The organism is Variovorax sp. CF079, assembly GCF_900101545.1.
In the GTDB taxonomy this organism is placed as follows: Bacteria; Pseudomonadota; Gammaproteobacteria; order Burkholderiales; family Burkholderiaceae_C; genus Variovorax.
The window spans coordinates 33,005-56,595 of record NZ_FMZU01000013.1 but is presented as its reverse complement, the minus strand read 5'-3'; the positions used below and the strand labels follow the sequence as shown (position 1 = coordinate 56,595).

General features: G+C 63.3%; 25 protein-coding genes. 4 read left to right on the top strand and 21 right to left on the bottom strand.

All coding sequences use genetic code 11. The features are described 5' to 3' along the window. Positions 1 to 4 precede the first annotated feature (4 nt). From BLS74_RS18250 to sucC, 16 genes are all read right to left on the bottom strand, one after another. Complete coding sequence (locus tag BLS74_RS18250) at positions 5 to 637, bottom strand: acyltransferase (protein ID WP_093108558.1); 633 nt, start codon at positions 635 to 637, stop codon at positions 5 to 7. After that, entirely contained in the window at positions 637 to 1,779 is a 1,143-nt protein-coding gene (locus BLS74_RS18245; protein WP_170855641.1) for a DegT/DnrJ/EryC1/StrS family aminotransferase, read from the bottom strand. Before BLS74_RS18245 ends, BLS74_RS18250 begins: the two co-directional genes overlap by 1 nt. Before the next feature lie 24 nt (positions 1,780 to 1,803). After that, positions 1,804 to 2,793, bottom strand: coding sequence for an NAD-dependent epimerase/dehydratase family protein (locus BLS74_RS18240; RefSeq protein ID WP_093108556.1), 990 nt, complete (start codon positions 2,791 to 2,793; stop codon positions 1,804 to 1,806). A 23-nt stretch (positions 2,794 to 2,816) separates the two neighbouring features. After that, positions 2,817 to 3,926 carry a DegT/DnrJ/EryC1/StrS family aminotransferase gene (locus BLS74_RS18235; RefSeq protein WP_093108698.1) on the bottom strand — a complete coding sequence of 370 codons (1,110 nt, stop codon included), beginning with the start codon at positions 3,924 to 3,926 and terminating at the stop codon, positions 2,817 to 2,819. Between the two features lie 8 nt (positions 3,927 to 3,934). Continuing rightward, on the bottom strand, positions 3,935 to 4,516 hold the full coding sequence (locus BLS74_RS18230) for an acyltransferase (protein WP_093108555.1): 582 nt from the start codon (positions 4,514 to 4,516) through the stop codon (positions 3,935 to 3,937). Next, positions 4,513 to 5,460: a Gfo/Idh/MocA family protein gene (locus BLS74_RS18225; protein WP_093108554.1), complete on the bottom strand. Its 948-nt coding sequence runs from the start codon at positions 5,458 to 5,460 to the stop codon at positions 4,513 to 4,515. Before BLS74_RS18225 ends, BLS74_RS18230 begins: the two co-directional genes overlap by 4 nt. A gap of 4 nt (positions 5,461 to 5,464) precedes the next feature. Next, positions 5,465 to 6,760 (bottom strand): nucleotide sugar dehydrogenase, encoded by a 1,296-nt coding sequence (locus BLS74_RS18220; RefSeq protein ID WP_093108553.1) that lies wholly within the window; start codon positions 6,758 to 6,760, stop codon positions 5,465 to 5,467. Positions 6,761 to 6,763: 3 nt separating this feature from the next. Beyond that, positions 6,764 to 8,680, bottom strand: coding sequence for a polysaccharide biosynthesis protein (locus tag BLS74_RS18215; RefSeq protein WP_244503922.1), 1,917 nt, complete (start codon positions 8,678 to 8,680; stop codon positions 6,764 to 6,766). 62 nt (positions 8,681 to 8,742) lie between these two features. Further along, positions 8,743 to 10,482 (bottom strand): PglL family O-oligosaccharyltransferase, encoded by a 1,740-nt coding sequence (locus tag BLS74_RS18210; RefSeq protein WP_093108551.1) that lies wholly within the window; start codon positions 10,480 to 10,482, stop codon positions 8,743 to 8,745. A gap of 70 nt (positions 10,483 to 10,552) precedes the next feature. Next, positions 10,553 to 11,014 (bottom strand): pilin, encoded by a 462-nt coding sequence (locus tag BLS74_RS18205; protein WP_093108697.1) that lies wholly within the window; start codon positions 11,012 to 11,014, stop codon positions 10,553 to 10,555. A 203-nt stretch (positions 11,015 to 11,217) separates the two neighbouring features. Next, a complete protein-coding gene (locus tag BLS74_RS18200; RefSeq protein WP_093108550.1) occupies positions 11,218 to 12,024 on the bottom strand; it encodes a 3',5'-cyclic-nucleotide phosphodiesterase in 807 nt (268 codons plus the stop codon). 190 nt (positions 12,025 to 12,214) lie between these two features. After that, the gene (locus BLS74_RS18195; RefSeq protein WP_093108549.1) at positions 12,215 to 12,865 is read right to left on the bottom strand and encodes an FHA domain-containing protein; all 651 of its coding nucleotides are present in this window, start codon (positions 12,863 to 12,865) and stop codon (positions 12,215 to 12,217) included. Between the two features lie 29 nt (positions 12,866 to 12,894). Continuing rightward, positions 12,895 to 13,704 (bottom strand): Stp1/IreP family PP2C-type Ser/Thr phosphatase, encoded by an 810-nt coding sequence (locus BLS74_RS18190; RefSeq protein WP_093108548.1) that lies wholly within the window; start codon positions 13,702 to 13,704, stop codon positions 12,895 to 12,897. A 28-nt stretch (positions 13,705 to 13,732) separates the two neighbouring features. Continuing rightward, complete coding sequence (locus BLS74_RS18185; protein ID WP_093108547.1) at positions 13,733 to 14,416, bottom strand: TerC family protein; 684 nt, start codon at positions 14,414 to 14,416, stop codon at positions 13,733 to 13,735. Between the two features lie 89 nt (positions 14,417 to 14,505). Then, the gene (sucD, locus tag BLS74_RS18180; RefSeq protein ID WP_093108546.1) at positions 14,506 to 15,399 is read right to left on the bottom strand and encodes a succinate--CoA ligase subunit alpha; all 894 of its coding nucleotides are present in this window, start codon (positions 15,397 to 15,399) and stop codon (positions 14,506 to 14,508) included. A gap of 9 nt (positions 15,400 to 15,408) precedes the next feature. Further along, positions 15,409 to 16,575 (bottom strand): ADP-forming succinate--CoA ligase subunit beta, encoded by a 1,167-nt coding sequence (sucC, locus tag BLS74_RS18175; RefSeq protein ID WP_093108545.1) that lies wholly within the window; start codon positions 16,573 to 16,575, stop codon positions 15,409 to 15,411. A 191-nt stretch (positions 16,576 to 16,766) separates the two neighbouring features. Between sucC and argC the strand changes: the two genes are divergently transcribed. Then, complete coding sequence (gene argC / locus BLS74_RS18170) at positions 16,767 to 17,696, top strand: N-acetyl-gamma-glutamyl-phosphate reductase (protein ID WP_093108544.1); 930 nt, start codon at positions 16,767 to 16,769, stop codon at positions 17,694 to 17,696. 30 nt (positions 17,697 to 17,726) lie between these two features. On the opposite strand, the gene recX is transcribed toward argC, so the two are convergent. Both recX and recA read right to left on the bottom strand, forming a co-directional pair. After that, the gene (recX, locus tag BLS74_RS18165) at positions 17,727 to 18,176 is read right to left on the bottom strand and encodes a recombination regulator RecX (protein ID WP_093108543.1); all 450 of its coding nucleotides are present in this window, start codon (positions 18,174 to 18,176) and stop codon (positions 17,727 to 17,729) included. 9 nt (positions 18,177 to 18,185) lie between these two features. Then, positions 18,186 to 19,250 carry a recombinase RecA gene (recA, locus tag BLS74_RS18160; protein WP_093108542.1) on the bottom strand — a complete coding sequence of 355 codons (1,065 nt, stop codon included), beginning with the start codon at positions 19,248 to 19,250 and terminating at the stop codon, positions 18,186 to 18,188. A gap of 147 nt (positions 19,251 to 19,397) precedes the next feature. Between recA and BLS74_RS18155 the strand changes: the two genes are divergently transcribed. From BLS74_RS18155 to BLS74_RS18145, 3 genes are read left to right on the top strand one after another with little or no spacing between them, the layout of a single operon-like run. After that, positions 19,398 to 19,883 carry a MarR family winged helix-turn-helix transcriptional regulator gene (locus tag BLS74_RS18155; protein WP_093108696.1) on the top strand — a complete coding sequence of 162 codons (486 nt, stop codon included), beginning with the start codon at positions 19,398 to 19,400 and terminating at the stop codon, positions 19,881 to 19,883. A 24-nt stretch (positions 19,884 to 19,907) separates the two neighbouring features. Next, a complete protein-coding gene (locus tag BLS74_RS18150; RefSeq protein ID WP_086920396.1) occupies positions 19,908 to 20,579 on the top strand; it encodes a response regulator in 672 nt (223 codons plus the stop codon). Positions 20,580 to 20,595: 16 nt separating this feature from the next. Beyond that, positions 20,596 to 22,044 carry a sensor histidine kinase N-terminal domain-containing protein gene (locus tag BLS74_RS18145; protein WP_093108541.1) on the top strand — a complete coding sequence of 483 codons (1,449 nt, stop codon included), beginning with the start codon at positions 20,596 to 20,598 and terminating at the stop codon, positions 22,042 to 22,044. Here BLS74_RS18145 and BLS74_RS18140 read toward each other — a convergent pair. From BLS74_RS18140 to BLS74_RS18130, 3 genes are read right to left on the bottom strand one after another with little or no spacing between them, the layout of a single operon-like run. Further along, entirely contained in the window at positions 22,041 to 22,238 is a 198-nt protein-coding gene (locus tag BLS74_RS18140; protein ID WP_093108540.1) for a sporulation protein, read from the bottom strand. The two genes, BLS74_RS18145 and BLS74_RS18140, sit on opposite strands and share 4 nt — an antisense overlap. Positions 22,239 to 22,240: 2 nt before the next feature. Beyond that, entirely contained in the window at positions 22,241 to 23,029 is a 789-nt protein-coding gene (locus tag BLS74_RS18135; protein WP_093108539.1) for a biotin--[acetyl-CoA-carboxylase] ligase, read from the bottom strand. 2 nt (positions 23,030 to 23,031) lie between these two features. Beyond that, a complete protein-coding gene (locus tag BLS74_RS18130; RefSeq protein WP_093108538.1) occupies positions 23,032 to 23,577 on the bottom strand; it encodes an SET domain-containing protein in 546 nt (181 codons plus the stop codon). Between the last annotated feature and the right edge of the window lie 14 nt (positions 23,578 to 23,591).

The following is a 23,591-nucleotide window of genomic DNA, read 5'->3' as shown; positions in this document are numbered from 1 at the left end:
CGGGCTAGGCATCAGTGCCGGGCTCATCACGCTGCTGGCGCAGTTCTTCTTTCAAGCGCGTCACGAATGCTTCAGTGACGCTCCCAACACTCTTCGCGGGTGCGCCGGCAACGATATCGCCGGCTGGAACGTCGTCGCTGACGCATGACATCGGCAACACCACCGCACCATCGCCGATGCGCACCCCGGGATTGATCACGCTGTGGCCCACGATGTAGCAACCTGCGCCGATGTGCGTTGAACGTCGAACGACATGCGCCCCGCCCGGTCGATTCTCGTGAAGCAAATTGGCCAGTACGCTTGTATGCGTCCAAACATAGACGCCGACACCGATAGTGCTGTGGTCGCCGATGCTGAGGCCGCCTGACGCATCGAGGTAAGCGTTCTCACCGATCCAGACGTGTTCACCGCACTTCAATTTTTCTGCTTGGAGGATCTTCGTGTTCTCCCGGACGCGGCAGCTAGCAGGCAACCCGAACAGACGCGCACGCTCGTCGTCGGTCAACAACTGTGCCACAAAGCGGCGCACGATATCCTCGCGCAGACCCCGATTCCGATCGGTGTCGATCATCGCAGCCGATACTTCGGCAAGCAGACGATCTGCGTCTGGATAGATCCTCTTTAGAAAGTCCATCATCAAGCGGACCTCTGGCTATGTTCGATAGCGCGACCGAGTGCGGCGACGACGCGACCAACTTCTTCTGAACCGTACTGTTCGCAGAACGGCAGGGCCAACCCCTGCCGATACAGACGTCGAGCATGGCGCATGTCGTCTTCCGACGCGGCAAGCCCTTGAAACGGCGGCAGCTCGGACAAACACTGAGCACCCAGATTTCCTTCAATGCCGTCGGCGGCCAGTGCCTTGACAACTGCCGCTCGATCCAGCCAATCAGCCAGCACGACCATATAGGTCTGCCAGCTGTGCCCCTCGCAAGAGGCCGGCCTGACGAGATACCCCGAAGCGGCGAACGATTCGAGGGCCTCGTGGTATGACGTGGCGAGCTCGCGTCGCGCTGCGATCCAGTCACCCAGGTGCGGCAACTGCGCTCTCCCGAGCGCTGATTGCAAGTTGGTGAGTCGATAGTTGTATCCGGCTTCGTGGAAAACCATGCCCGCACTGGTGCGTTCCATCCCGTGGCTCCGCAGCCGCCGGAGGCGGCGCACCAAGTCGTCGGAGTCGGATATCAGCAGGCCGCCTTCACCCGTGGTCAGCGTCTTGCGCGGATGCAACGAGAAGCAGCCAATTGCGCCAAACGTGCCCACCGGACGTCTCCCGCTATGCGCTCCTATCGCGCAGGCAGCATCTTCGATGACCACCAAGCCTTCTTTCTCGGCCCACGCCGATAGCTCAACCATGTCCACAGGGTGGCCAAACTCGTGAACCGGTATCACTGCGCGCAGGCGCGTTCCGTCACCTCGTGAGCGCCAGCGCCCCAAAGCCGCACTGGCGCTTGCCGAGGTGATGCAATACGACGACGGGTCCACGTCAACGAGAACCGGCTGTGCGCCCACCAGTTTCACCACGTTGCCAGTTGCGGGGAAGGTGAAGTTGGGCACCAGTACTGAATCGCCCGCCCCGATGCCAAGCGCCACCAGCGCCAGGTGCAATGCAGCGGTACCTGACGACACCAGAACGGCATGGCGAGCCCCCAGGTGCTGGGCGAGTTCAACTTCGAATGCTTCGCCTTCAGTTCCATGAACCAGTTGCCCGCTACGCAACACCGCCACTGTGCGATCGATCGCCTCTTGCGGCAGATTGGGTATGGAGAGGCGCAACATTGACTGGGGCATAACCTCTTACGCTCAGGTGTTGAAGATGGAAGCAAGCGGTGGAAGTTGCCCCTCGTTTGCCGCGATCCACTGCATGGTGCGTCGCAGGCCCTCGTCGAGGTCAACCGCCGCCTCAAAGTCGATCATTTCTTTCGCCTTGTCGACTCTCGGTATGCGAAGTTCGATATCGGCCGATAGTGCTGGCCTAAAGAGGATTCGGGAGCGCGCGCCTGCGATGCGACATACCGATTCGGCGAGGCCGTAGATGGTTGTCACGGCCCGGGCGTTGCCGATGTTGAAGGACTCCCCCACAGCTGCGGGATGCTCCAAGGCGCAGAGCACGCCGTTCACCATATCGTCCACGAAGCACCAGGCGCGAATCTGGCTGCCGTCGCCGAAGATAAGAAGGTCCTCGTTCTTCAGCGCTTTGCGAATAAAAATGGACAGCGCACCTTCACCGGTCTGGCCAGGCCCGTAGACATTGAATGGTCGGACAGTGACTGCTGGAAGCCCGTACTGCTTGTAGTACGCATGGGCGAGGTGTTCGCCTGCCAGCTTGGAAACTGCGTAGGTCCAACGCGCCTCACCCACAGCACCAGTCACGGTGTCCGAGAGCTCGCTGACCTTGAATGCCTGAGAGCCGAAAACCTCAGAAGTCGAGAATTCCAGGAAACGGTCGATGCCGCCGACCTGTTGCGCCGCTTCGAGGGCATTGGCGGTGCCGATCATGTTCACGCGCATCGTTGAAACAGGGTTCCGAACAGTCGACTCGATGCCGGCGATGGCTGCAGCGTGAACGACGATCTGCGCGCCCTGCATAGCGTCTTTCAACCGCTCGAAATCGAGCACGTCACCCTCGATCTGCGAGACGTTCGGATGCTCGGCATATGGGGTGTCCTTCAGCGTGTTGCGCGTGTAGTTGTCGTACACGACGATGCGGTTCGACCCAGCGAGCCGGGCAATCAATGTGCTTGCGATGAACCCTGCGCCACCGGTTATAAGAATCGTCTTACCTTCAATCATCCTGGAGCGTCCTTAAGAAGGCATTACGTTGTTGCACTATGGCTCCGCAAAGACCGGGCCAGCGCATTGATCACAGTATCCTGCTGCGTCGACGACAGGTCTGCGCTCATCGGCAGGCTCACCACGCGCGACGCAGCCAATACGCTTTCAGGGCATTCGTCGGAGTTCCCGTATCTCGCGTATGCGGGCTGATGATGCAAGGGTACGGGATAGTGCACCGCGGTCGGAATTCCGAGCTCCTTCATCATCGCCTGAAGGTGATCTCGCTGTTCGACGAACACCGTGTATTGGGCCCAGACACAGTCGCGATCAGCTCGCACCTCGAGCGTGTCGACGCCTAGACCGGCCAACAGCTCGTGATAGCGAATGGCGATCTGTTGGCGACGCTGAAGCTCCCATGGAAAACGCTCCAGCTTCGCGAGCACGACAGCACATTGCAGAGTGTCCATACGCCCACCGACGCCGACGCGGATGTGGGTGTAGCGCGCGCTCTGCCCGTGAATGCGGATCTCGCGGCTAGCCTGGGCCAGCGCATCGTCATCCGTAAAGAGCGCCCCCCCGTCCCCATAGCAACCGAGCGGCTTGCTTGGGAAGAAGCTGGTGCAACCGATAGTGCTCAAGTTGCAGCTCTTACGGCCCTTGTAGCTGGCCCCAAAGCTCTGCGCCGCGTCTTCGATCACGGCCAAGCCGTGCTGTGTCGCGATGGTGTTGATCGCATCCATATCGGCAACCTGACCATACAGGCTCACCGGCATGATCGCGCGAGTGCGGTGCGTGATCTTTGCTTTGATCAGCGATGCGTCGATGTTGCAGGTGTCGGCTTCGATATCCACAAAAACGGGCACGCCGCCGAGCAGCGAAATCATCTCTGCAGTGGCCGCAAAGGTGAACGGCGTGGTGACAACTTCATCGCCCGGCTTCAGATCGATCGCCATCAGAGCAATCAACAAGGCCTCCGTACCACTGGCAACTGTGATGCAATGCTTCGCGCCGGTGTACGCCGCGAGCTTGTCTTCCAGTTCCCTGACCTCCGGTCCCATGATGTACTGGCCATGGTCCAGCACCCGTTGCATGCGTTCGGCAATCTTGTCCTTCAATGCCGTGTATTGCGACTTGAGGTCAACGAACTCCAGCTTGTCGCTCATGTCGACACCTCGGCGACCAGTGCACAGACGCCGTCGCGCAAGATGTATTGTTCGCCAGTGACTGGACACGTCGCCTGCTCGCCGGCAAATACCAGCCGCTCGCCGTGCCGGCTCATCCAGCCCGCAAGCCGAGCAGGCACGCCGAGCACCAACGCAAAGTCCGGCACATCGCGATTCACGACGGCGCCAGCACCCACAAAAGCATAGCGCCCCACCGTCACGCCGCAGACGATGGTGCTGTTGGCCCCTAATGTCGCGCCCTGACGTACGAGCGTGGGCCGGTACTCGTCTTTGCGGCTCACCGTGGACCTGGGGTTGTAGACATTGGTGAAGACCATGCTGGGCCCGCAGAACACATCGTCTTCGAGCATCACGGCGTCGTAGATGCTGACGTTGTTCTGGATCTTGACGTTGTTGCCGATCCGCGCGTCGTTGCCGACATAGACGTTCTGCCCAAGGGAGCAGTGTTCGCCGATGGTCGCACCGGCGCAGACGTGCACCCAATGCCAGACACGGGTTCCTTCCCCAATACGGGCGCCCGGATCAATGATGGCTGTTTCGTGGACCACGGCGCTCACGAACTCAATCGTTTCAGAAAGGGGTGACTGTCAGAGTGCGCAGGGCTCGGTTGAGCCGTGCGAATGACATGTACGGTTTCAACGGCTTGGCGCGCATCTGCCAAACCGTAGCCCCGCCCGGCCAGAATTTCCTGGTAGCTCACGGTGTGAAGGTCCGTGAACCCTTCGGAAAACTCCAGTTCCTCTTCGTTTACGACGATCGATCGATAGGTCGTCTTCTTGCCTTTGACCTCATCCGGCAAATCGCCTGCATCGATGGAAAGAAACCAGCGCACGCGAGCCCGCTCGTATTCAAGAAAACCGGCAGCCTTGTCGTCGCTGGAGTGGTGTACCACATTGCTCCGCACCCGCCCAAAGATGAAATGCAGCATGTCGAAGAAATGCACACCGATGTTGGTAGCCACGCCGAAGGACTTGCGCGGATCGCCCTTCCAGCTCGCTGCATACCATCTGCCGCGCGACGTGATGTAGGTCAGGTCCACATCAAACTTGGTGTCGGCGGGCGCATTGGCGACCTTTTCGCGCAGCCGGAGAATGGCTTCGTGGTGACGCAACTGAAGAATGGTGAACACGCGTTTCCCGCTTTCGCGCTCGACCCGCTCCAATTCGTCAAGCAGATCGGGCGTGGGCACCAGCGGCTTTTCGCAAATCACATCACAACCGAGGCGCAGGCCCGCTGCGATGTGCGGATGGTGAAGATGATTGGGGGAGCAGATGGACACGTAGTCCAGGGCGGACGACGGCGATCGCTTGAGTTGGTGACCGTGCTCGTAGAACGATTCGAACGCCGTGAAGAACTCGGCGCCTGGCGCGAGGCTGTCGATGATGCCGACAGAGTCGTTGATGTCATAGGCTACGGAGAGCCTGTTGCCGGTGTCCTTGATCGCGCGCATGTGCCGCGGTGCGATGTAGCCGGCCGCGCCGATCAGTGCAAAGTTCTTCATTTCTTCAGAGTCTGAATACGGTGAAGCCGGCGTTCGCCGCGTCATGTCGATCGTAGAGCGACTTCACATCTGTGAGCACGGGTGCGGCGTGGCGGCAGTAGCCGCGCAGCACTTCGGGCGAGAGCGTTCGGTATTCGGTATGCCCCACCGCCACCACCAGAGTATCGACCGGGCTGCTCTCGTCGATGACCTCCAATTCCAGGCCGTATTCGTGCTGCACTTCTTCTGCGTTGGCCCACGGGTCGCTTACCGCGACTTGCGCGCCCCATGCCTGCAACTCGCGCACCAGGTCGACCACCTTGCTGTTGCGGATGTCAGGGCAGTTCTCCTTGAACGTGATGCCTAGTACACCAATTTTGCAACGTGGTACATCCATGCCGGCCTGCAACATCAGCTTGATGGTGTTGCGCGCTGCATAGCGCGCCATGTTGTCGTTGATGCGCCGCCCCGCCAGGATGATCTGCGGGATGTAGCCGACCTGCTCCGCTTTGTGGGTGAGGTAGTACGGATCGACGCCGATGCAGTGCCCTCCGACGAGGCCGGGTCGAAACGGAAGAAAGTTCCATTTGCTTCCCGCCGCCTCCAGCACGTCGAGCGTGTCGATGCCGAGTCTTTCAAACAGGACGGAAAGCTCATTCATTAGCGCGATGTTCAGATCGCGCTGGGTGTTTTCGATGACCTTGGCGGCCTCGGCCACCTTGATGCTGCTCGCCTTGTATGTGCCTGCCGTGACGATCCTGTTATAGAGGCGATCAACCGCTTCTGCTACCTCAGGTGTGCTACCGCTGGTGATCTTTCTGATCTTCGTCAACGTGTTGACCTTGTCGCCTGGATTCACCCGTTCCGGGCTGTAGCCGCAGAAGAAGTCCTCGTTGAACACCTTGTTCGAATACTTTTCCAGGGCGGGCACACAGACTTCTTCGGTCGCACCGGGATAAACCGTCGATTCGTAGATGACGACGGCGCCTTGGGGCATAACCTTTGCCACCGTTTCGCTGGCGCTCAGCAAATGGGTGAGATCGGGGCGATTCGCGCTGTCGACTGGGGTAGGCACGGTCACGATGAACACATTGCAGTCGCGCAGATCGGCCGCGTCGACGCTGTATGTCAACCGGTTCGCGTCTCGCAAATCTGCAGGGTCGGTCTCCAACGTTCTATCGTGACCGGCCTTGAGCTCTTCGATTCGGCGCTGATTGGTGTCAAAGCCGACGACGGACATCAACTTGCCGAATCCCACTGCCAAGGGAAGACCGACATACCCGAGTCCGACGATGGCAAGCTTGATCTCTGCAAAGTTCATGTCTTATTCAATCGATGGCGTTTTCGGCGTGTAGCCAGGTACCAGCAAACGCAAAAGATCCTTCATTGCCGCGACATTGTCGTTGCGCGCGACGCTCAGCAAAGTCTGCAAATGAACTTTGAGGTCAGGCCAAGCCATGAAGTCTTCTCTGGCGCGAATGATGCGGGGGTGACTGGTGGGCAGAGGATTCTCCCCGATGAGCAGTTCTTCGAACAGTTTTTCACCGGGGCGCAATCCGCTATAGGCTATGTCGATATCTCCGGTGGGGCGTGTCTCGCTACGAACCGTCAACCCGGCGAGGGCAATCATTCGTTTTGCGAGATCGAGGATCTTCACCGGCGCGCCCATATCCAAAACGAACAGGTCGCCGCTATCCGCCATGGCTCCGGCGTGCAATACGAGTTGGGCCGCTTCCGGGATGGTCATGAAATAGCGCGTCACTTCGGGATGGGTCACTGTGAGTGGCCTCCTTTCTGCGATCTGCGAGCGGAAGAGCGGCACCACGCTGCCGCTTGATCCCAGCACGTTGCCGAATCGCACCATCGAAAAGCGAGTCGTGGGGAGCATGGCGCCACCCTCACCCGTGCGGACCTCTTCGAACACCGCCTCGCCGCAGCTTGCCAGCGCCTGCAGCACGAGTTCTGCAACCCGCTTCGTCGCACCCATGATGTTGGTCGGGCGAACGGCCTTGTCGGTGGAAACCAAGACAAAATGATCCACGCCGGCGGCCAGCGCTGCGCGGGCTACGTTCAGCGTGCCGAAGACGTTGTTGAGTACGCCTTCGCCGGGGTTGGCTTCGACCATCGGCACATGCTTGTAGGCTGCGGCGTGGTAGATCGACGCGGGCTTGTACGTGACGCATATTTCGGAGATGCGCTCGAAGTTGCACACGCTAGCGAGCAGCGGAATGGTGCGCACCTGGAGCCCGCTGCGTCCTATCAGAAGTTCCAGTTCCTGATGAATTCGATACAGGGCGAATTCGCTGTGATCGATCAGCAGAATCTGACTCGGACCCTGCTGCACGATCTGGCGGCACAGCTCGCTGCCGATGCTGCCGCCGGCACCCGTGACCAGCACCACCTTGTGCGCGAGCTTGCGCGCCAGCAACTCAAGGTCTGGCGCAACCGGCGGCCGGCCCAGCAAGTCTTCGATATCCAGATCGCGAAAGTCCTGCACCGTCACGCGGCCACTGGCCAAGTCGGCCAGACCCGGAAGCGTACGGATGCGGACCGGCAGCGCAGACAGACGTTCGATGATCTGGTTGCGCCTTTCGCGGCTGGCGCTGGGCAACGCCAGCAAAATGTCGGTCACCGCGAACTTGCTCGCGAAAGCCGGCACGGCGGCCGGCGACATGACCGGCACGCGGTTGATGGTACGACCCGCCTTGCGCTCGTCATCGTCGACGAAGCCGAGCAGGGTGTACTGCTGAGCGCTGGCCAGGGCGGCCGCCGTCTGCGCGCCGGCGCTTCCGGCGCCGTAGATCAATAAGCGGCTTGAAGTACGAGCGGTGTTGACCATCAGCCAGTGCCAGGCCAACGTCCGGCTCCCGGCGACCAGCAGCAGCAGAATGAGCGGCTGCAGAACGCTCAGGCTGCGGGGTATGCCCTCCCATAGATAGAGCGCAATCACGGCGGGAAGAAAGAGCAGGCCGTAAATCGTAACGGCTTTGCTCGTTGCAAGGATCGCGGCCAAACCGGTGTAGCGAAAAATCGCGCGGTACAGACCAAACTTCACAAAGACGGGAATCGACAGCAAGGGAGCGATCGCGTACACCGCCCATTCCATTCCCACGGGCCGGTGCCAGGTGTCCAGCCGGAGTGTGAACGCGAACCAGGTCGCCATCAATGCCAAGCAGAGGTCGAGCCCAACCACAACCATCCGCTTGCGGGAACGGGGCCAACCGAGGATGGTTTCTTGCACTTTGCCTTCAGGCTGCGTTTGACTGGGGTCGACGTGGTTCGAAATGGCCGTGTAGCCGATTGCTAGGGACTGACGGCCTGCGTCGACTGGACTGCAGCGGGCCATTCGATACCTGCCAATTGTGGATGCAACTTCTGTGCTTGTTCCCACCTTGACGGGCCGGACGCACACTGCTCCCGCGGAACGATGTGGCACATCTTTATCAGCCAATCGCGCGCCTCACGCGGCTGCTGGTTCAGCCCAAGCAGAATTGCCAGCGTTATGAAATTGCGGGAACTTGGCCATATGACAGTGACCTCTCGCGCCCACTGGAGCTCAGGCAAGGAAGCCCCTGCAACGGGCTCGAACTTCATGAAGCGCTGTACCTCGCGCAAATCGGTTAGCAACAGTACCTCTGGCGCCTCCGCCGCACGGCTGTTCTGAATCTGTGCTCTCTCCAATTGCAAGGCTGCATACGCCGCCTCAACCCGGAAGTAATCACGCACGACGAATCCCAACACAATTGCCCCTAAACACCAGGTTCCGACCAGCAGCCACCGCCCAGTCCACCGTGAGGGCTGCCCCAAGGGCCAGATCTTCAAGCCCGCATTCAAGGCACCCATCGCCAGTCCGGTTGGCAAGAGAAAGTAGGCGTAGTGCAGCGGCAGTTCCAGCATCGCATGTATCCCGACCACCAGCACCATCAGCAGATACAAAGCTTCCTCCGGCCGACGCACCCGACGCGCGGCCGTTACCAACCATGCCAGCACGCAACCCGTCAACAGGATGCCAAGAGGAATTCCCGCCCACAGCACGAAGTCGAGAAATAGATTGTGCGACTGAAAAAACGGGATGTGCAGAGCCGGATGGCGTTCGGCCACGGCCACTTGAGCCGGCAGCACCTGATTCCAGCCATAGCCCGCCCAGGGGCGCTGCCAAGCCGCATCCAACAACATTCGCCAAAGCTCGGGCCTCAATTCATGGCCGAGACGCTGCACCATCGATCCGGGCACGTCGAGCATTAAGACCCGCCGGAGCGGCTCCAGTAGCAGCAACACCGCGACATAGAAGGCAGCCAAGCCGACGGCGTATTGGTGGACGTGCCGCGCGCCCCACAGCTTCTTCCAGCACCACGCGGCCAGCACCAGGACCAGCAACCCCAGCATGCCGGCGCGCGACTGCGTCAGTGCCAGACCAATCAGCAAAAATGCCGCGCCGAGCAAAGCCGCCGCGAGCCCCAACTGCCTGCGCCAAACACCCCAGCCGAAGGCCAGCAAGCCCCAGAGAAGCAAGGTGGCAAGCTGGTTGGGCTGCGACATATTCGCGTAGGGGCGAGCGCCATCCGAACCGACCGTCCAGACATCCAGGGTGCCGGGGTCGGCCGATCCCAGCCATTGCTGGAGCTGCAGTGCCACCGAAATGACCGCAGCGATGCCAATGGCCGAAAACAAGATATCGCCCATCCAGACGGGCCGCCAGCCTTGCCACTGCTGGCCAATCATCAGCGCCAGCAGGAATCCCGCTGTGTAGGTGGTGGCGATCCAGGCCTGCCCAGCAAACGGCAAAGTCCCAAAAGCATGTTGCGCAAAGGGCAACGGAATCAGAAGGGCGACGACCAGCGCCAAGCCGTGCCAAATGACGGCCTGCCGCGCCCGCACCATGACCACCAACCCGATCACCGCCAGCATCGTCGCAACCCAGGTGTCGCAATGAAACGAAGTCCATGGCTTCGAGTGATTGGGCAGCAACCAAGCCAACGACAGCAAGGCAGAGGCCATGGTCGCCCAGACGGGCGCAAGTGAGGTTTGGGAAAGTCGATTCATCAAGCTCGGCGACGTTTGAATTTCGCCATAAAAAAAAGCCCCGACCGGGGCTTTTTTTTGTCAAGTCAGGTTAGATGCGGCATTCATTGGGAACGTATTTATTCTTCGCAGCAGCCGAAACTTTGCACACCCACTTGATTGGGCCTGCCGGCAAGGTACCGTTGGTCAAAGCTACGCCATTGGCGGTCGGGGTCAGCGTGATGCTCAACGCCCCTGCATTAGCAGTCGTTGTGAGCGAAATGACGCCCGTACCGATAGCTGTGGACATGACTTCGAGATTCTTCAGCCCCGATCCAGCCGCGATGTCATCGACGCCAGCATTGAGGGAAGCGCCGTTAGCAGCATTTTCACCAATGGTTGATTTTGCGCCAGATGCGATAACCAGTGCTTCAGTCACACGCGCACGCACCGTATAGTCTTGATACGCGGGCAGCGCCACAGCAGCCAGGATGCCGATGATCGCCACAACGATCATCAATTCGATAAGGGTGAAACCCTTTTGCACGTTGCGTGCGATGGAACGACGGTTCATTTCAAGAAACTCCAGTTGGTTGAAGGGCCCGAGGAGGGCCCCCGGTGCGTCCAACCTCCGCAGCATCTGTGCCATCCCTGCTGCTCGCCTCTGAAGCAAACCTTGGTGTGCATTTGTTCACTCTGGAGTTACAACAGGTGACACAACCTGTTGCATATGCCACACGTGGGATGACAAATTTTGTCAGTCGACCACCGACAGTGTCAGACCTGCAGGACCCCCGCTGCCTCCAGCCACCGAATGTCCCACCCCTTCGTGCCATGCACCTGCGAGCCGGCGGCCAACATGTCGATCTGGCTCATGATTTCTTCGGTCTCAGCCGGCTTGGTGTGGGTGATGTAGATCGGGTAGTTTTTTCCGGACACGATGTTGGCCAGCTCGTCAGCCAAAGTCGCGGGCGACAAATGCAAGCTGCGCTGCGCCAAGGCCTGCTCTCGATTGCTGAACGCCGTTTCGATGACCAGCATGCCCACATCAAGCTGATTCACCCGCTGCCAGAAGGCCGGATTGCGCTCCGTGTCGCCGCTAAAAACCCAGTTCGGGCCTCCCTCGGCGCAGCGCACCGCGTAGCCGCAGGCCGGCACGGTGTGCACAGCCGGCAGCACCTCGATGTTCTTCAACGCCCGGGTTCCCAGCTGGAGCTCCTGCCCCACCACGATGTCATGAAAACTCACAAACGGCGCCTCGCGACTTGGAATGCTCGCGAAATCCGGCCAAATGACGTTGTTGAACACGTGGGCGCGCAGCGCCTCGATGGTGGCGCGCAGCGCATGCACGCGCAGCGGCCTGCTGCGGCGGCTGGCCACGGCGTCGATCATCAGGGGCAGCGCGGCGATGTGGTCGAGGTGCGAATGGGTGAGCACCACGTCGTCGATGGCGGCCATTTCGGCCAGGCTCAGGTCGCCGACGCCGGTGCCGGCGTCGACCAGCAGGTCGCTGTCGACCAGGAATGACGTCGTGCGGCAGTCCTTGGCGATGGCGCCCGAGCAACCCAACACGCGCACCTGCATATGCGAGGCCTTTTGTTTTCTATTTGGTTTCGAACCGGGTTGCGCCATCCCAGTTCTGGTCTTTGGGCTGCAACGCTATCGAGGCTAAACGCTGCGCGTACAGCTGGTAAAGGAATTTTTTGGCATCTACAGCCGGCAGTGGGGTCAAGCCTCTGGCCCGTACCAAAGCCTCGGCGCGGCCGGCCGTCGCTCAGCCGGCGACGAACTGCATCCGCGTGCCGCCGAGTTCGAGCACATCGCCGTCCTGCAGGGCGACGGCCTCGTTGCCGAGCGGCTCGCCGTTGAGCTCGGTGCCGCCGTCGATGGGCGCCACCACGTAGCCGTGCAGGCGCCGCGTGACGGCGGCGACGGCCACGCCGGGCTTGCCGATGGTGGTGACGACCTTCTGCAGGGAAAGCTCGCGCCCGGCGCCGCTGCCCGACAGCACGCGCATGACGGCCACGCCGGTGCCGCCGCCGAAGGGCTGGTGCACCGTGGGTGCGGAACTGAGGGGAATCGGGCCCGACGGTGCCGGCGCGATGTGCGGCGCCGGCCCGGCCCCTTCTGAGGCGCCGCTGGCCACCAGGTAGCGGATCTTGTACTTGCCGACCTCGACGACGTCGTTGTGCTCGAGCGCCTGCTTCTTGACGGCACGCCCGTTGATGTAGGTGCCGTTGGTGCTGTTGAGGTCTTCCAGGTAGACGTCGCCGCCGATCATGTGCAGCACGGCGTGCTCACCGCTGATCGCCAGATTGTCGATCACGATGTCGTTGTACGGCCGCCGTCCCAGCGTGGTGCGGTCCTTGGCGAGCGTCACCTCCTTGATGACGACACCGTCGATCGAAACGATCATTTTCGGCATGGCCGACTCCTGGATCTCATTTTTTTGGGCTATCCGGATGCCTCGAGCGCTTCACCTGAGCCTGCTCTGGCGAGGACAACCGAAATGTTGTCCCTGCCGCCATTGTCATTCGCAGTTGAAACCAAAAGTGTTGCTTTCTCCGAAAGACCGATATCTTGTAACAAAAGCGTGAAAAGCTGCGCGTCGGGAACCATCTCGCTCAGCCCATCGGAACATAGCAGGAAAAGGTCCCCGGGTTTCACGTTGTGCTCGTGCATTTCGAGCTCCACATGGCGTTCGATGCCGAGCGCCCGCGTCACCAGGTTGCGGTGCGGCGACTGGGCGGCCTGCTCGGGCGTGATCGCGCCGGCGTCGAGCTGCTCCTGCAGCAGCGAATGGTCGCGCGTGAGCTGTTCGAGCTTTTCGTTGCGCAGCCGGTAGCAGCGGGAGTCGCCGATGTGGCCGACGATCGCGCGCTTGGGCCCGAAGGCGGCCAGCACGAGCGTGGTGCCCATGCCCTGCAGCTGCATGTTCGCGACGCCGGCTTCGAGGATGGCCGCGTTGGCCTCGTCGGTACCGGCCTGCAGCGCGCGGCGCAAGGCCCGCGGGTTGGCGGTCGTCCCGGCGTGGGCCAGCCAGCGGCCGAAACTGGCTTGCAGCAGCGCGATAGCCATGCCGCTGGCCACCTCGCCGCCGTTGTAGCCGCCCATGCCGTCGGCCAGGAGAACCAGGCCCAGCGAGGCGTCGAAGGCGATCGTGTCTTCGTTGTTGGCGCGCACCCGGCCGGGGTCGGTGAGCGCGGCGAAGTCCCAGGTCAGCGAGCCGGTGTCAGGAGAAACGGATGCGCCCAGGTTCGCCATGAATCAGTTTGGTTGAGGAGCCGAGCCGTCAGTGCGCGGCGGCGGCCGCGCGCCTTTGCTGCCATCGGCCGACAGCGACGACGAAGAATGCGCCGGCCGCGGCGCCTGCGTAGTGCAGCCAAGGGTCGGCCGCCAGGGCGCCGCGCAAGGCGACGTCGCTCACGATGGTCTCGCCGCCGACCCAGCCGATCAGCGCGGCGCCGAGCATGATGATGATCGGGAAACGTTCCATGAGCTTGATCATGAGGGTACTGCCGAAAATTACCAACGGGATGCTGATGGCCAAGCCCAACACGAGCAGCACCATGCTGCCCTGCGCCGCGGCGGCGACCGCGATCACGTTGTCCAGGCTCATGACCAGGTCGGCCAGCAGGATGGTCCGCACCGCGGCGAGCATGCTGCCGTATTCCTTTTCCTCGCCGTTGTCGTCTTCCTCATCGCCGAGCAGCTGCACGCCGATCCACAGCAGCAGCGCGCCGCCGAGGATCTGCAGGTAGGGCAGCGCCAGCAGCTTGGCAGCGACCACGGTGAGCGCGATGCGCAGCACCACGGCCGCACCCGAGCCGAACAGCACGGCCTTCTGCTGCTGATGCGGCGGCAGCGAACGGGCGGCCATCGCGATCACCACCGCGTTGTCTCCCGAAAGAATGATGTTGATCCAGACAATCTTGACGAGCCCGATCCAGAAATCGGCAGTTTGCAAATAATCCATGCCTCATATCCACTGTTATGTATTGAAAAAGCGCCCGCAACGTGAATTGCGAGCGCTTTTGTTCTTGTGTGGTCGAGGAGGCGGACGTTTTAGAGCAGCGCCTTGAGGCGCTTGGCCAGCTCCGAGAAGTTTCGTGTGACCGTGAAACCGCACTCTTCCATGATGGCGAGCTTGGCATCCGCCGTGTCGGCACCGCCGGAAATCAAGGCGCCCGCGTGGCCCATGCGCTTGCCCGGAGGGGCGGTCACGCCGGCGATGAAGCCGACGATCGGCTTCTTCATGTGGTCCTTGCACCAGCGCGCCGCGTCGGCTTCGTCGGGGCCGCCGATCTCGCCGATCATGATGACGGCGTCGGTGTCGGGGTCGTCGTTGAAGGCCTTCATCACGTCGATGTGCTTCAGCCCGTTGATCGGGTCGCCGCCGATGCCCACGGCGCTCGACTGGCCGAGGCCGATCTCGGTGAGCTGCGCCACGGCTTCATAGGTCAGCGTGCCGGAGCGGCTGACCACGCCGATGCGGCCCTTCTTGTGGATGTGGCCGGGCATGATGCCGATCTTGATCTCGTCGGGCGTGATCAGGCCGGGGCAGTTCGGGCCGAGCAGCAGCGTCTCTTTGCCGCCGGCAGCGACCTTGGCCTTCATCTTGTTGCGCACTTCGAGCATGTCGCGCACCGGAATGCCTTCGGTGATGCAGATCGCCATGTCCAGGTCGGCTTCGACGGCTTCCCAGATCGCGGCGGCAGCGCCGGGCGGCGGCACGTAGATCACCGACACGGTGGCGCCGGTTTGGGCCGCGGCTTCTTTCACCGAGCCGAAGATCGGGATGTTGAAGATCGACTCGCCGGCCTTCTTCGGGTTCACGCCGGCCACGAAGCAGTTCTTGCCGTTCGCGTATTCCTGGCACTTCTCGGTGTGGAATTGGCCCGTCTTGCCGGTGATGCCTTGGGTGATGACTTTGGTGTCTTTGTTGATGTAGATCGACATGACGTTTCCTTAGGCTTTCTTGACTGCTGCCACGACCTTCTGGGCCGCGTCCGCCATGGTGTCGGCGCTGATGATGGGCAGGCCCGAATCGGCCAGCAGCTTCTTGCCTTCGACTTCGTTGGTGCCCTTCATGCGCACCACCAGCGGCACCTGCAGGTTGACCGCCTTGCAGGCCGCGATCACGCCGGTGGCGATGGTGTCGCACTTCATGATGCCGCCGAAGATGTTGACGAGGATGGCCTCGACGTTCTTGTTCTTCAGCATGATCTTGAAGGCCTCGGTCACCTTCTCGGGGGTGGCGCCGCCGCCCACGTCGAGGAAGTTGGCCGGCTCGCCGCCGAACAGCTTGATGGTGTCCATGGTGGCCATCGCGAGGCCGGCGCCGTTCACCAGGCAGCCGATGTTGCCGTCCAGCGAGATGTAGGCGAGATCGAACTTCGAGGCTTCGACTTCGGCCGCGTCTTCTTCGTCGAGGTCGCGCAGGGCAACGATATCGGGGTGGCGGAACAGCGCGTTGCTGTCGAAGTTGAACTTGGCGTCCAGGGCGATGATGTTGCCCTTGCTGTCACGGTTGAGCGGGTTGATCTCGACCAGCGAGGCATCCGTCTCCATGTAGCAGGTGTAGAGCTTCTTGAAGATGTCCACGGCTTGCGCGGTGGAATCGGCCGGGATGCCGATGCCGTCGGCGATCTGCTTGGCCTGCGCGTCGGTCAGTCCGTCCTTGGGGTCGGCGAAGACGGTGATGATCTTTTCGGGCGACGAATGCGCGACTTCCTCGATGTCCATGCCGCCTTCGCTGGAAGCGATGAAGGCCACCTTCTGCGTCGCGCGGTCGGTGACGGCCGAGACGTAGTATTCCTTCTGGATGTCGGCGCCGTCCTCGATGTAAAGGCGGCGAACCTTCTGGCCTTCGGGGCCGGTCTGGTGGGTCTTGAGCTGCATGCCGAGGATGTCGCCGGCGAGCTTCTTGACGTCGTCGATGCTCTTGGCGACCTTCACGCCGCCGCCCTTGCCGCGGCCGCCCGCGTGGATCTGGGCCTTGACCACCCACACGGGGCCGCCGAGTTTCTGGGCGGCTTCGACCGCCTCCTGCACCGTGTATGCCGGAATGCCTCGCGGCACAGGCACGCCGAACTTGGCAAGAATTTCCTTGCCCTGGTACTCGTGAATCTTCATGAGGGTGTCTCTCGGAACGAGGTTGAGAACGGGAGAATTTGGCTGTTGTCCGCGGGCCACGGCGATTGGGGAATCGGGCGGCGGACAGCAGGCGACTGTATCATGGTGCGCCGCACCAACGGCCCGCCGTGGCTGCGGCCAATACGTAATTTCTTCTTACGCGACTTCCCAGGCAATCCGAGGCTTGCACCATGCCCAAGGTCTTCATCGACGGCGAAGCCGGTACCACCGGCCTCCAGATTCGCGAGCGGCTCCAGCAGATGCCGCAGATCGAACTCGTGAGTATCGCGCCCGAGCTGCGAAAGGACGTGGCCGCCAAGCGGGAGCTGATGGCCGGCGTCGACCTGGTGGTGCTCTGCCTGCACGACGATGCCGCGCGCGAGTCGGTGGCGCTCATCGACCAGCTCGAAGGCCAGGGACAGCGCCCCAAGATCATCGACGCCTCGACCGCGCACCGCACGGCCGCCGGCTGGGTGTTCGGCTTCCCCGAACTGGTGGCCGGCCAGAAGGAGGCCGTGGCCAAGGCCGAGCGCGTGGCCAACCCGGGCTGCTACGCGACCGGCGCGATCGCGATCGTCCGCCCGCTGGTCGATGCCGGCCTGCTGCCGGCCGACCATGCGATCGCCCTGCCCTCCGTCAGCGGCTACTCGGGCGGCGGCCGCACCATGATCGAGGCCTACGAGGGCGGAAAGGCACCGCTGTTCGAGACCTACGCGCTGGGGCTCAAGCACAAGCACATTCCCGAGATCATGAAGTACACCGGCCTCACGCGCCGGCCCGTGTTCATTCCCTCGGTCGGCAACTTCAAGCAAGGCATGCTGGTGCAGCTGCCCCTGCACCTGGACGAACTGCCCGGCCGGCCCAAGGCGGGCGACCTGCAGGAGGCGCTGGCCGCGCACTACGCGAAGAGCAACACGCCCGAAAAGTTCGTGAAGGTGCTGCCGCCCACCGAGGACGGCAAGATCGACGCCCTCGCGCTTAACGACACCAACGAGCTCGAGATCCGCGTGTTCCCGAACGAGGACCACCGCCATGCCGTCGTCATCGCGCGGCTGGACAACCTGGGCAAAGGCGCCAGCGGCGCCGCGGTGCAGAACCTCAAGCTGATGCTGGGGCTGTAAGCCCGCGCAGCTGCATTTCGCGGCTGACCCTCACTCGTTAGGGTCGTACCGCAAGACCTTTGCCACGACGGCGCCGGCAAATCCACGCGCCAGCAGAAAGCGCGTCTGCTTCGCGCGCTCCGCCGCGTCATGCGGCAGCGTGCCGAAGCGCTGCCGCCACACTTCGAGCGCACGGTCGAACTCGCTGCCCGAGAGGCTTACGAGCGCTTCGGCCACCGCTTCGGGCGCAACGCCCTTGTGCAGCAGCTCCTGGCGCACGCGCGCGGCGCCGTGCCGTGCCGCGCGCTGGTGCAGCACCGACTGCACCACCCTCGCCTCGCTGATGAAGTCCTTGGCGGCCAGCTCGTCGAGCGCACGCGCCAGCGTGCCGGGCTCTTCTTCGTACTTGGCCAGCTTGCGTTCGAGCTCGCTGCGCGAATGCTCGCGCTGGCTCAGGAGACGCAGGGCGCGGCCTTTGAGAGACGGAGCGCTGAAAGCCATGGCATCCGGTTACTTCTCGGGCGTGACGTCTGCCGCTTCGGCCAGAAGCGGAATGCCCAGCGATTCGCGCACCTTGTTCTCGATCTCGCGCGAAAGCGCCGGGTTCTCGCGCAGGAACTCGCGCGCGTTGTCCCGGCCCTGCCCGATCTTCTCGCCGTTGTAGGCATACCAGGCGCCCGACTTGTCGACGATCTTGGCGTTCACGCCCATGTCGATGATTTCGCCCTCGCGGCTGATGCCTTCGCCGAACAGGATGTCGAACTCGGCCGTCTTGAAGGGCGGCGAAACCTTGTTCTTCACCACCTTGACCTTGGTCTCGTTGCCGATCGCCTCGTCGCCCTTCTTGATGGTGCCGATGCGGCGGATGTCCAGGCGCACCGAGGCGTAGAACTTCAGCGCATTGCCGCCGGTGGTGGTTTCGGGCGAGCCGAACATCACGCCGATCTTCATGCGGATCTGGTTGATGAAGATGACCATGCAGTTGGTCTTCTTGATGGTGGCGGTGAGCTTGCGCAGCGCCTGACTCATCAGGCGGGCCTGCAGGCCGGGCAGCGAGTCGCCCATTTCGCCTTCGATTTCGGCCTTGGGCGTGAGCGCGGCGACCGAGTCGATCACGATCAGGTCGACCGCGCCGGAGCGCACCAGCGAATCGACGATTTCCAGTGCCTGCTCGCCGGTGTCGGGCTGGCTGATCAGCAGGTCCGACAGGTTCACGCCGAGCTTCTGCGCGTACTGCACGTCGAGCGCGTGCTCGGCATCGACGAAGGCGCAGGTGCCGGCCTGGCGCTGCATCTCGGCGATGACCTGCAGCGTGAGCGTGGTCTTGCCCGAGGATTCCGGACCGTAGATCTCGATCACGCGGCCGCGCGGCAGGCCGCCGACGCCGAGCGCGATGTCGAGGCCGAGCGAGCCGGTGGAGACCACCTGGATGTCTTCCAGCGCCTCGCCTTCGCCCAGCCGCATGATCGTGCCCTTGCCGAACTGCTTTTCGATCTGGGCCAGCGCGGCCTGCAGGGCCTTGGCCTTTTCGCTGCCTGCGACCGAGATGCTGGTGCCTTTGACGAGTGCGTCCATGTGGAAATCTCCTTGAATATCAACGGGTTGTTGTGGATTCATCCACTCTGCTTTTAATCACAGGCTGGATGCTTGAACAGTAGTGTAGAGGTTGATGGATTCGAGTAAACCCATTTTTTGGTCAGTTTGCTTTACTATCGATCGCACGTGATAGACGCTGCATTTCCGATCGACCCCGACGCTTGGCGCCAAACCCACCTGGGCCGCCTGCTAGGCCATGCCATGCGCCGCTTCGACGAGCGCGTGCTGGCGCTGATGGCGCACGATGCCGACGTGCCGCTGGCGCTGTCGAACCTCGCGGCGCGCGCGCAGGTGAGCGCGGCGCACATCCACATCACGCGCCATCTGTCGCGCGAAGGCTCGCGACTGACCGAACTCGCCGAGCGCGCCGGCATGACCAAGCAGGCCATGGGCACGCTGGTCGACCAGTGCGAGGCCTGGGGCCTGGTGACGCGCGGCCCCGATCCGCTCGACGCGCGCGCGCGGCGGGTGCTGTTCACGGCCGATGGGCTGGCCTGGCTGGAAGCCTTCCGCCATGCCGTGGCGCAGGCAGAAAAAGAGTTCCGCGCCAGCGTCGGCGACGAGATCGCCACCGTGGTAACCATCGGTCTCGAAGCCTATGCCGCGGCCTAGAATCCCAGCGTCTGGAGACACGCCATGCGAATACTGATTGCGGAAGACGACCAGGTGCTGGCGGATGCCCTGCTGCGCAGTCTGCGCACCTCGGGTTCGGCCGTCGACCATGTGGCGACCGGTTCGCAGGCCGATGCCGCGCTGATGACCAACAGCGAATTCGATCTGCTGATCCTCGACCTCGGCCTGCCCAACATGCACGGCCTCGAAATCTTGAAGCGGCTGCGCGCCCGCGGCTCGCAGCTGCCGGTGCTGGTGCTGACGGCGGCCGACAGCGTCGAGGAACGCGTCAAGGGCCTGGACTACGGCGCCGACGACTACATGGCCAAGCCCTTCTCGCTGCAGGAACTCGAGGCGCGCGTGCGCGCGCTCACGCGGCGCGGCATGGGCGCCACCAGCAATGCGATCAAGCACGGCCCGCTGGTCTACGACCAGGCCGGCCGCGTGGCGACCATCGACGGCAAGATGATCGAGCTCTCGGCGCGCGAACTCGGCCTGCTCGAGGTGCTGCTGCAGCGCGCCGGCCGGCTGGTGAGCAAGGACCAGCTGGTCGAGCGGCTGTGCGAGTGGGGCGAGGAAGTGAGCCTCAACGCGATCGAGGTCTACATCCATCGGCTGCGCAAGAAGATCGAGAAGGGCCCGATCCACATCGCCACCGTGCGCGGCCTCGGCTACTGCCTCGAGAAGATCCCGTGATTCCCCTGAGCCTTCGGTGAAGCTCTTCCAGCGCGCACAGCGCTCCCTTTTCGGCGAGATCCTCGATTGGATGCTCACGCCGCTGCTGCTGCTGGTGCCAGTCAGCATCGGCGTCACCTGGCTGGTCGCGCAGGGCATCGCCAACGCGCCCTTCGACCGCGAACTGCAACACAACCTCCGCACGCTGGCGAAGCTGGTGAACCTGCAGCAGGACGCGGCGCAGTTCGTGCTGCCGCAGGCGGCGCGCGAGATTCTGCGCGGCGACGACGCCGACCGCGTGTACTACCAGGTGCTGGACGGGCATGGCGAGCTGCTGAGCGGCGAGCGCGACGTCCCTTTTCCCCATACCGACGAGCCCCCGGTGACGGGCACCGTGTACCTGCGCGACGGCGAGATGCACGGCAAGCCGGTGCGTGTGGCCTCGCTCTGGGTGGCGGGCGCCACGGCCGACGAACCCCCGGTGCTGCTGCAGATGGCCGAGACGCGCGAGAAGCAGTCGGTGCTCGCCGCCGAGATCATCAGCGGCGTGCTGCTGCCGCAGTTCGCGATCCTGCCGCTCGCGGTGCTGCTGATCTGGCTCGCGCTGGTGCGCGGCATCAAGCCGCTGTCGGTGGTGGAGGCGCGCATCCGCGAGCGCCGGCCCGGCGACCTGAGCCCGCTCGACGAATCCTCGGTGCCGCTCGAGGTGGTGCCGCTGGTGCTGTCGGTCAACGACCTGCTGAGCAAGCTCAACGATTCCATCGGCACGCAGAAGCGCTTCCTGGCCGACGCGGCGCACCAGCTCAAGACGCCGCTCGCGGGGCTGCGCATGCAGGCCGACCTGGCGCAGCGCGAGGGCGCCAATGCGAACGAGCTCAAGCAGTCGCTCAAGCAGATCGGCCGCGCGAGCATGCGCGCCACGCACACGGTGAACCAGCTACTGTCGCTGGCGCGCGCGGAGGGCAGCGGCGCCAGCATCGCGCGCCAGCCTTGCGACCTGGCGCGCCTCGCCATCGAGGTGGTGCGCGAAGCGGTGCCGCGTGCGATCGAGAAGCGCATCGACCTGGGCTACGACGGCGCCGAGGAGGGCGCGCCGGGCGTCGTGCTCGAGGGCAACCCGACGCTGCTCAAGGAGCTGGTGCGCAACCTGGTCGACAACGCCATCAACTACACGCCCTCGGTGCCCGAGCGGCCGGGCGTGATCACGGCCCGCGTGCTGGGCGATCCCTTCGGCCGCATCATCGTGCTGCAGATCGAGGACAACGGCCCCGGCATCGCCGAGCACGAACGCGAGCTGGTGTTCGAGCCCTTCTACCGCGTGCTCGGCAACGAGGCCGACGGCTCGGGGCTGGGCCTGCCGATCGTGCGGGAGATCGCGCGGCAGCACCATGCGACGGTGCAGCTGGAAGACGCCCATCCGGGCCAGCGCCCACCGGGCACGCGCTTCAGCCTGCGCTTCGACGCCGACGGGGGCGACAACGCCTAAGGCTTCAGCGCAGCAGGCGCCTCGTCCTTGCGTATCTGCAGCAGCTGCGGCCGCAGCTGTTGCGCCAGCCGCTCCGGTTCGGTCTCGCTGAAGCGCGCCGGTGTCGTGCCGAACATGGCGAGACCGCCGCGGGTCCACGCGAAGTAGCCCACATTGGCCACCAGCAGCAGAAGAACCAGTGCGCGCAGCAACATGCCTACTGCGCCGGCCGCACGCTGACTTCGGCGCTGGTGATCGTCTTCATGCCCGAGGCCGTCTGGACCAGGAGCTCGCCGCCCCAGCCCACGCCCTCGCAGCGGCCCACGGTGCCGTCGCTGAGTTGCACCTCGCGGCCGCGCAGGATGTCGCGCGCCGCGAAGCGCTCGGCAAAGGGCACGAAGCCGCGCTCGCCGAACAGCAGCACGTCGTCCACCAGCGGCACCACGATCTCGCGCAGCAGCTCGGGCGCGGTGACACGCGGGCGCCACTGCCGGATCCATGCCGGCGCGGTGCTGAGGCCCGCGGCCTCGCGCGGCCCGATGTTGAGGCCGATGCCGATCACCAGGTAGCGCTCGGCCGTGCCGTTCTGGGGCAGGGCGGTTTCGATCAGGATGCCGCCGAGCTTGCGGTCCTCGACCCACAGGTCGTTGGGCCACTTGAGCGCAATGCCCCCTGCCTTCGACGGGTCCAGGCTATCCGCCACGCTAACGCCGACCGCGAGCGAAAGCCCCGACCAGTCCCTGGGCAAGAGCGGCAGGCCGAGCGAAAAAGTCAGCGAGGCAGGTTCGTCTCGATCCTGTGCGCTCTGCCAGAGGCGCCCCATGCGGCCCCGGCCGGCGGTCTGCCGCTCGGCCACCAGCAGCACCGGCGACGAGCGGCCGTCGCGGGCGCGCCGCATCAGCTCGCTGCTGGTCGAATCGATCTCGGCAACGACCTCGACCGAAAGCCCCGGCAGCAGCGGGGCCAGGGCGGCGGCGATCTCGTCTTCGAACCAGGGGGTGGCCATGGTCAGCGCTTGCCGTCCTTGCCGTTCTTCTTGGCCTTCTTGTTGTCCTTCTTTTTCTTCTTGTCTTTTTTCTTGTCGTCGGACTTGGGCGCCAGCAGGGTGCCGCGGCAGCTTTCGGAGCCGCACCAGCAGGGGAAGTCGGCCTTGAGCTTCTTCGTGTAGGGCTCGTCGATGATCAGCCCGTAGTCGTAGTTGAGCTCCTCGCCGGCCGCGATGTTGCGCAGTGCCTTGATGAAGACCCGGCCGTCGGTTTCGTCGGCCTCGCAGTTGGGCTCGCAGGAATGGTTGATCCAGCGCGCGGCATTGCCCTTCACGCCGCCGTCGATCACACGCCCATCATCGATGTGGAAGTAGAAGGTATGGTTCGGCTGCGCCGGGTCGTGCGGATGGCGGCGCAAGGCCTCCTTCCAGGTGATGAGCTCGCCCTTGTATTCGATCAGCGTCTCGCCCTCCGCGAGGTCCTGCACGGCGAACACGCCGTTGCCGTGAACGCCGGAGCGCCGTGTCTGGATGCGGCGGCCGCCGGAAATAGGGGATTTGGAAGGCATCGCCGAAGTCTGTT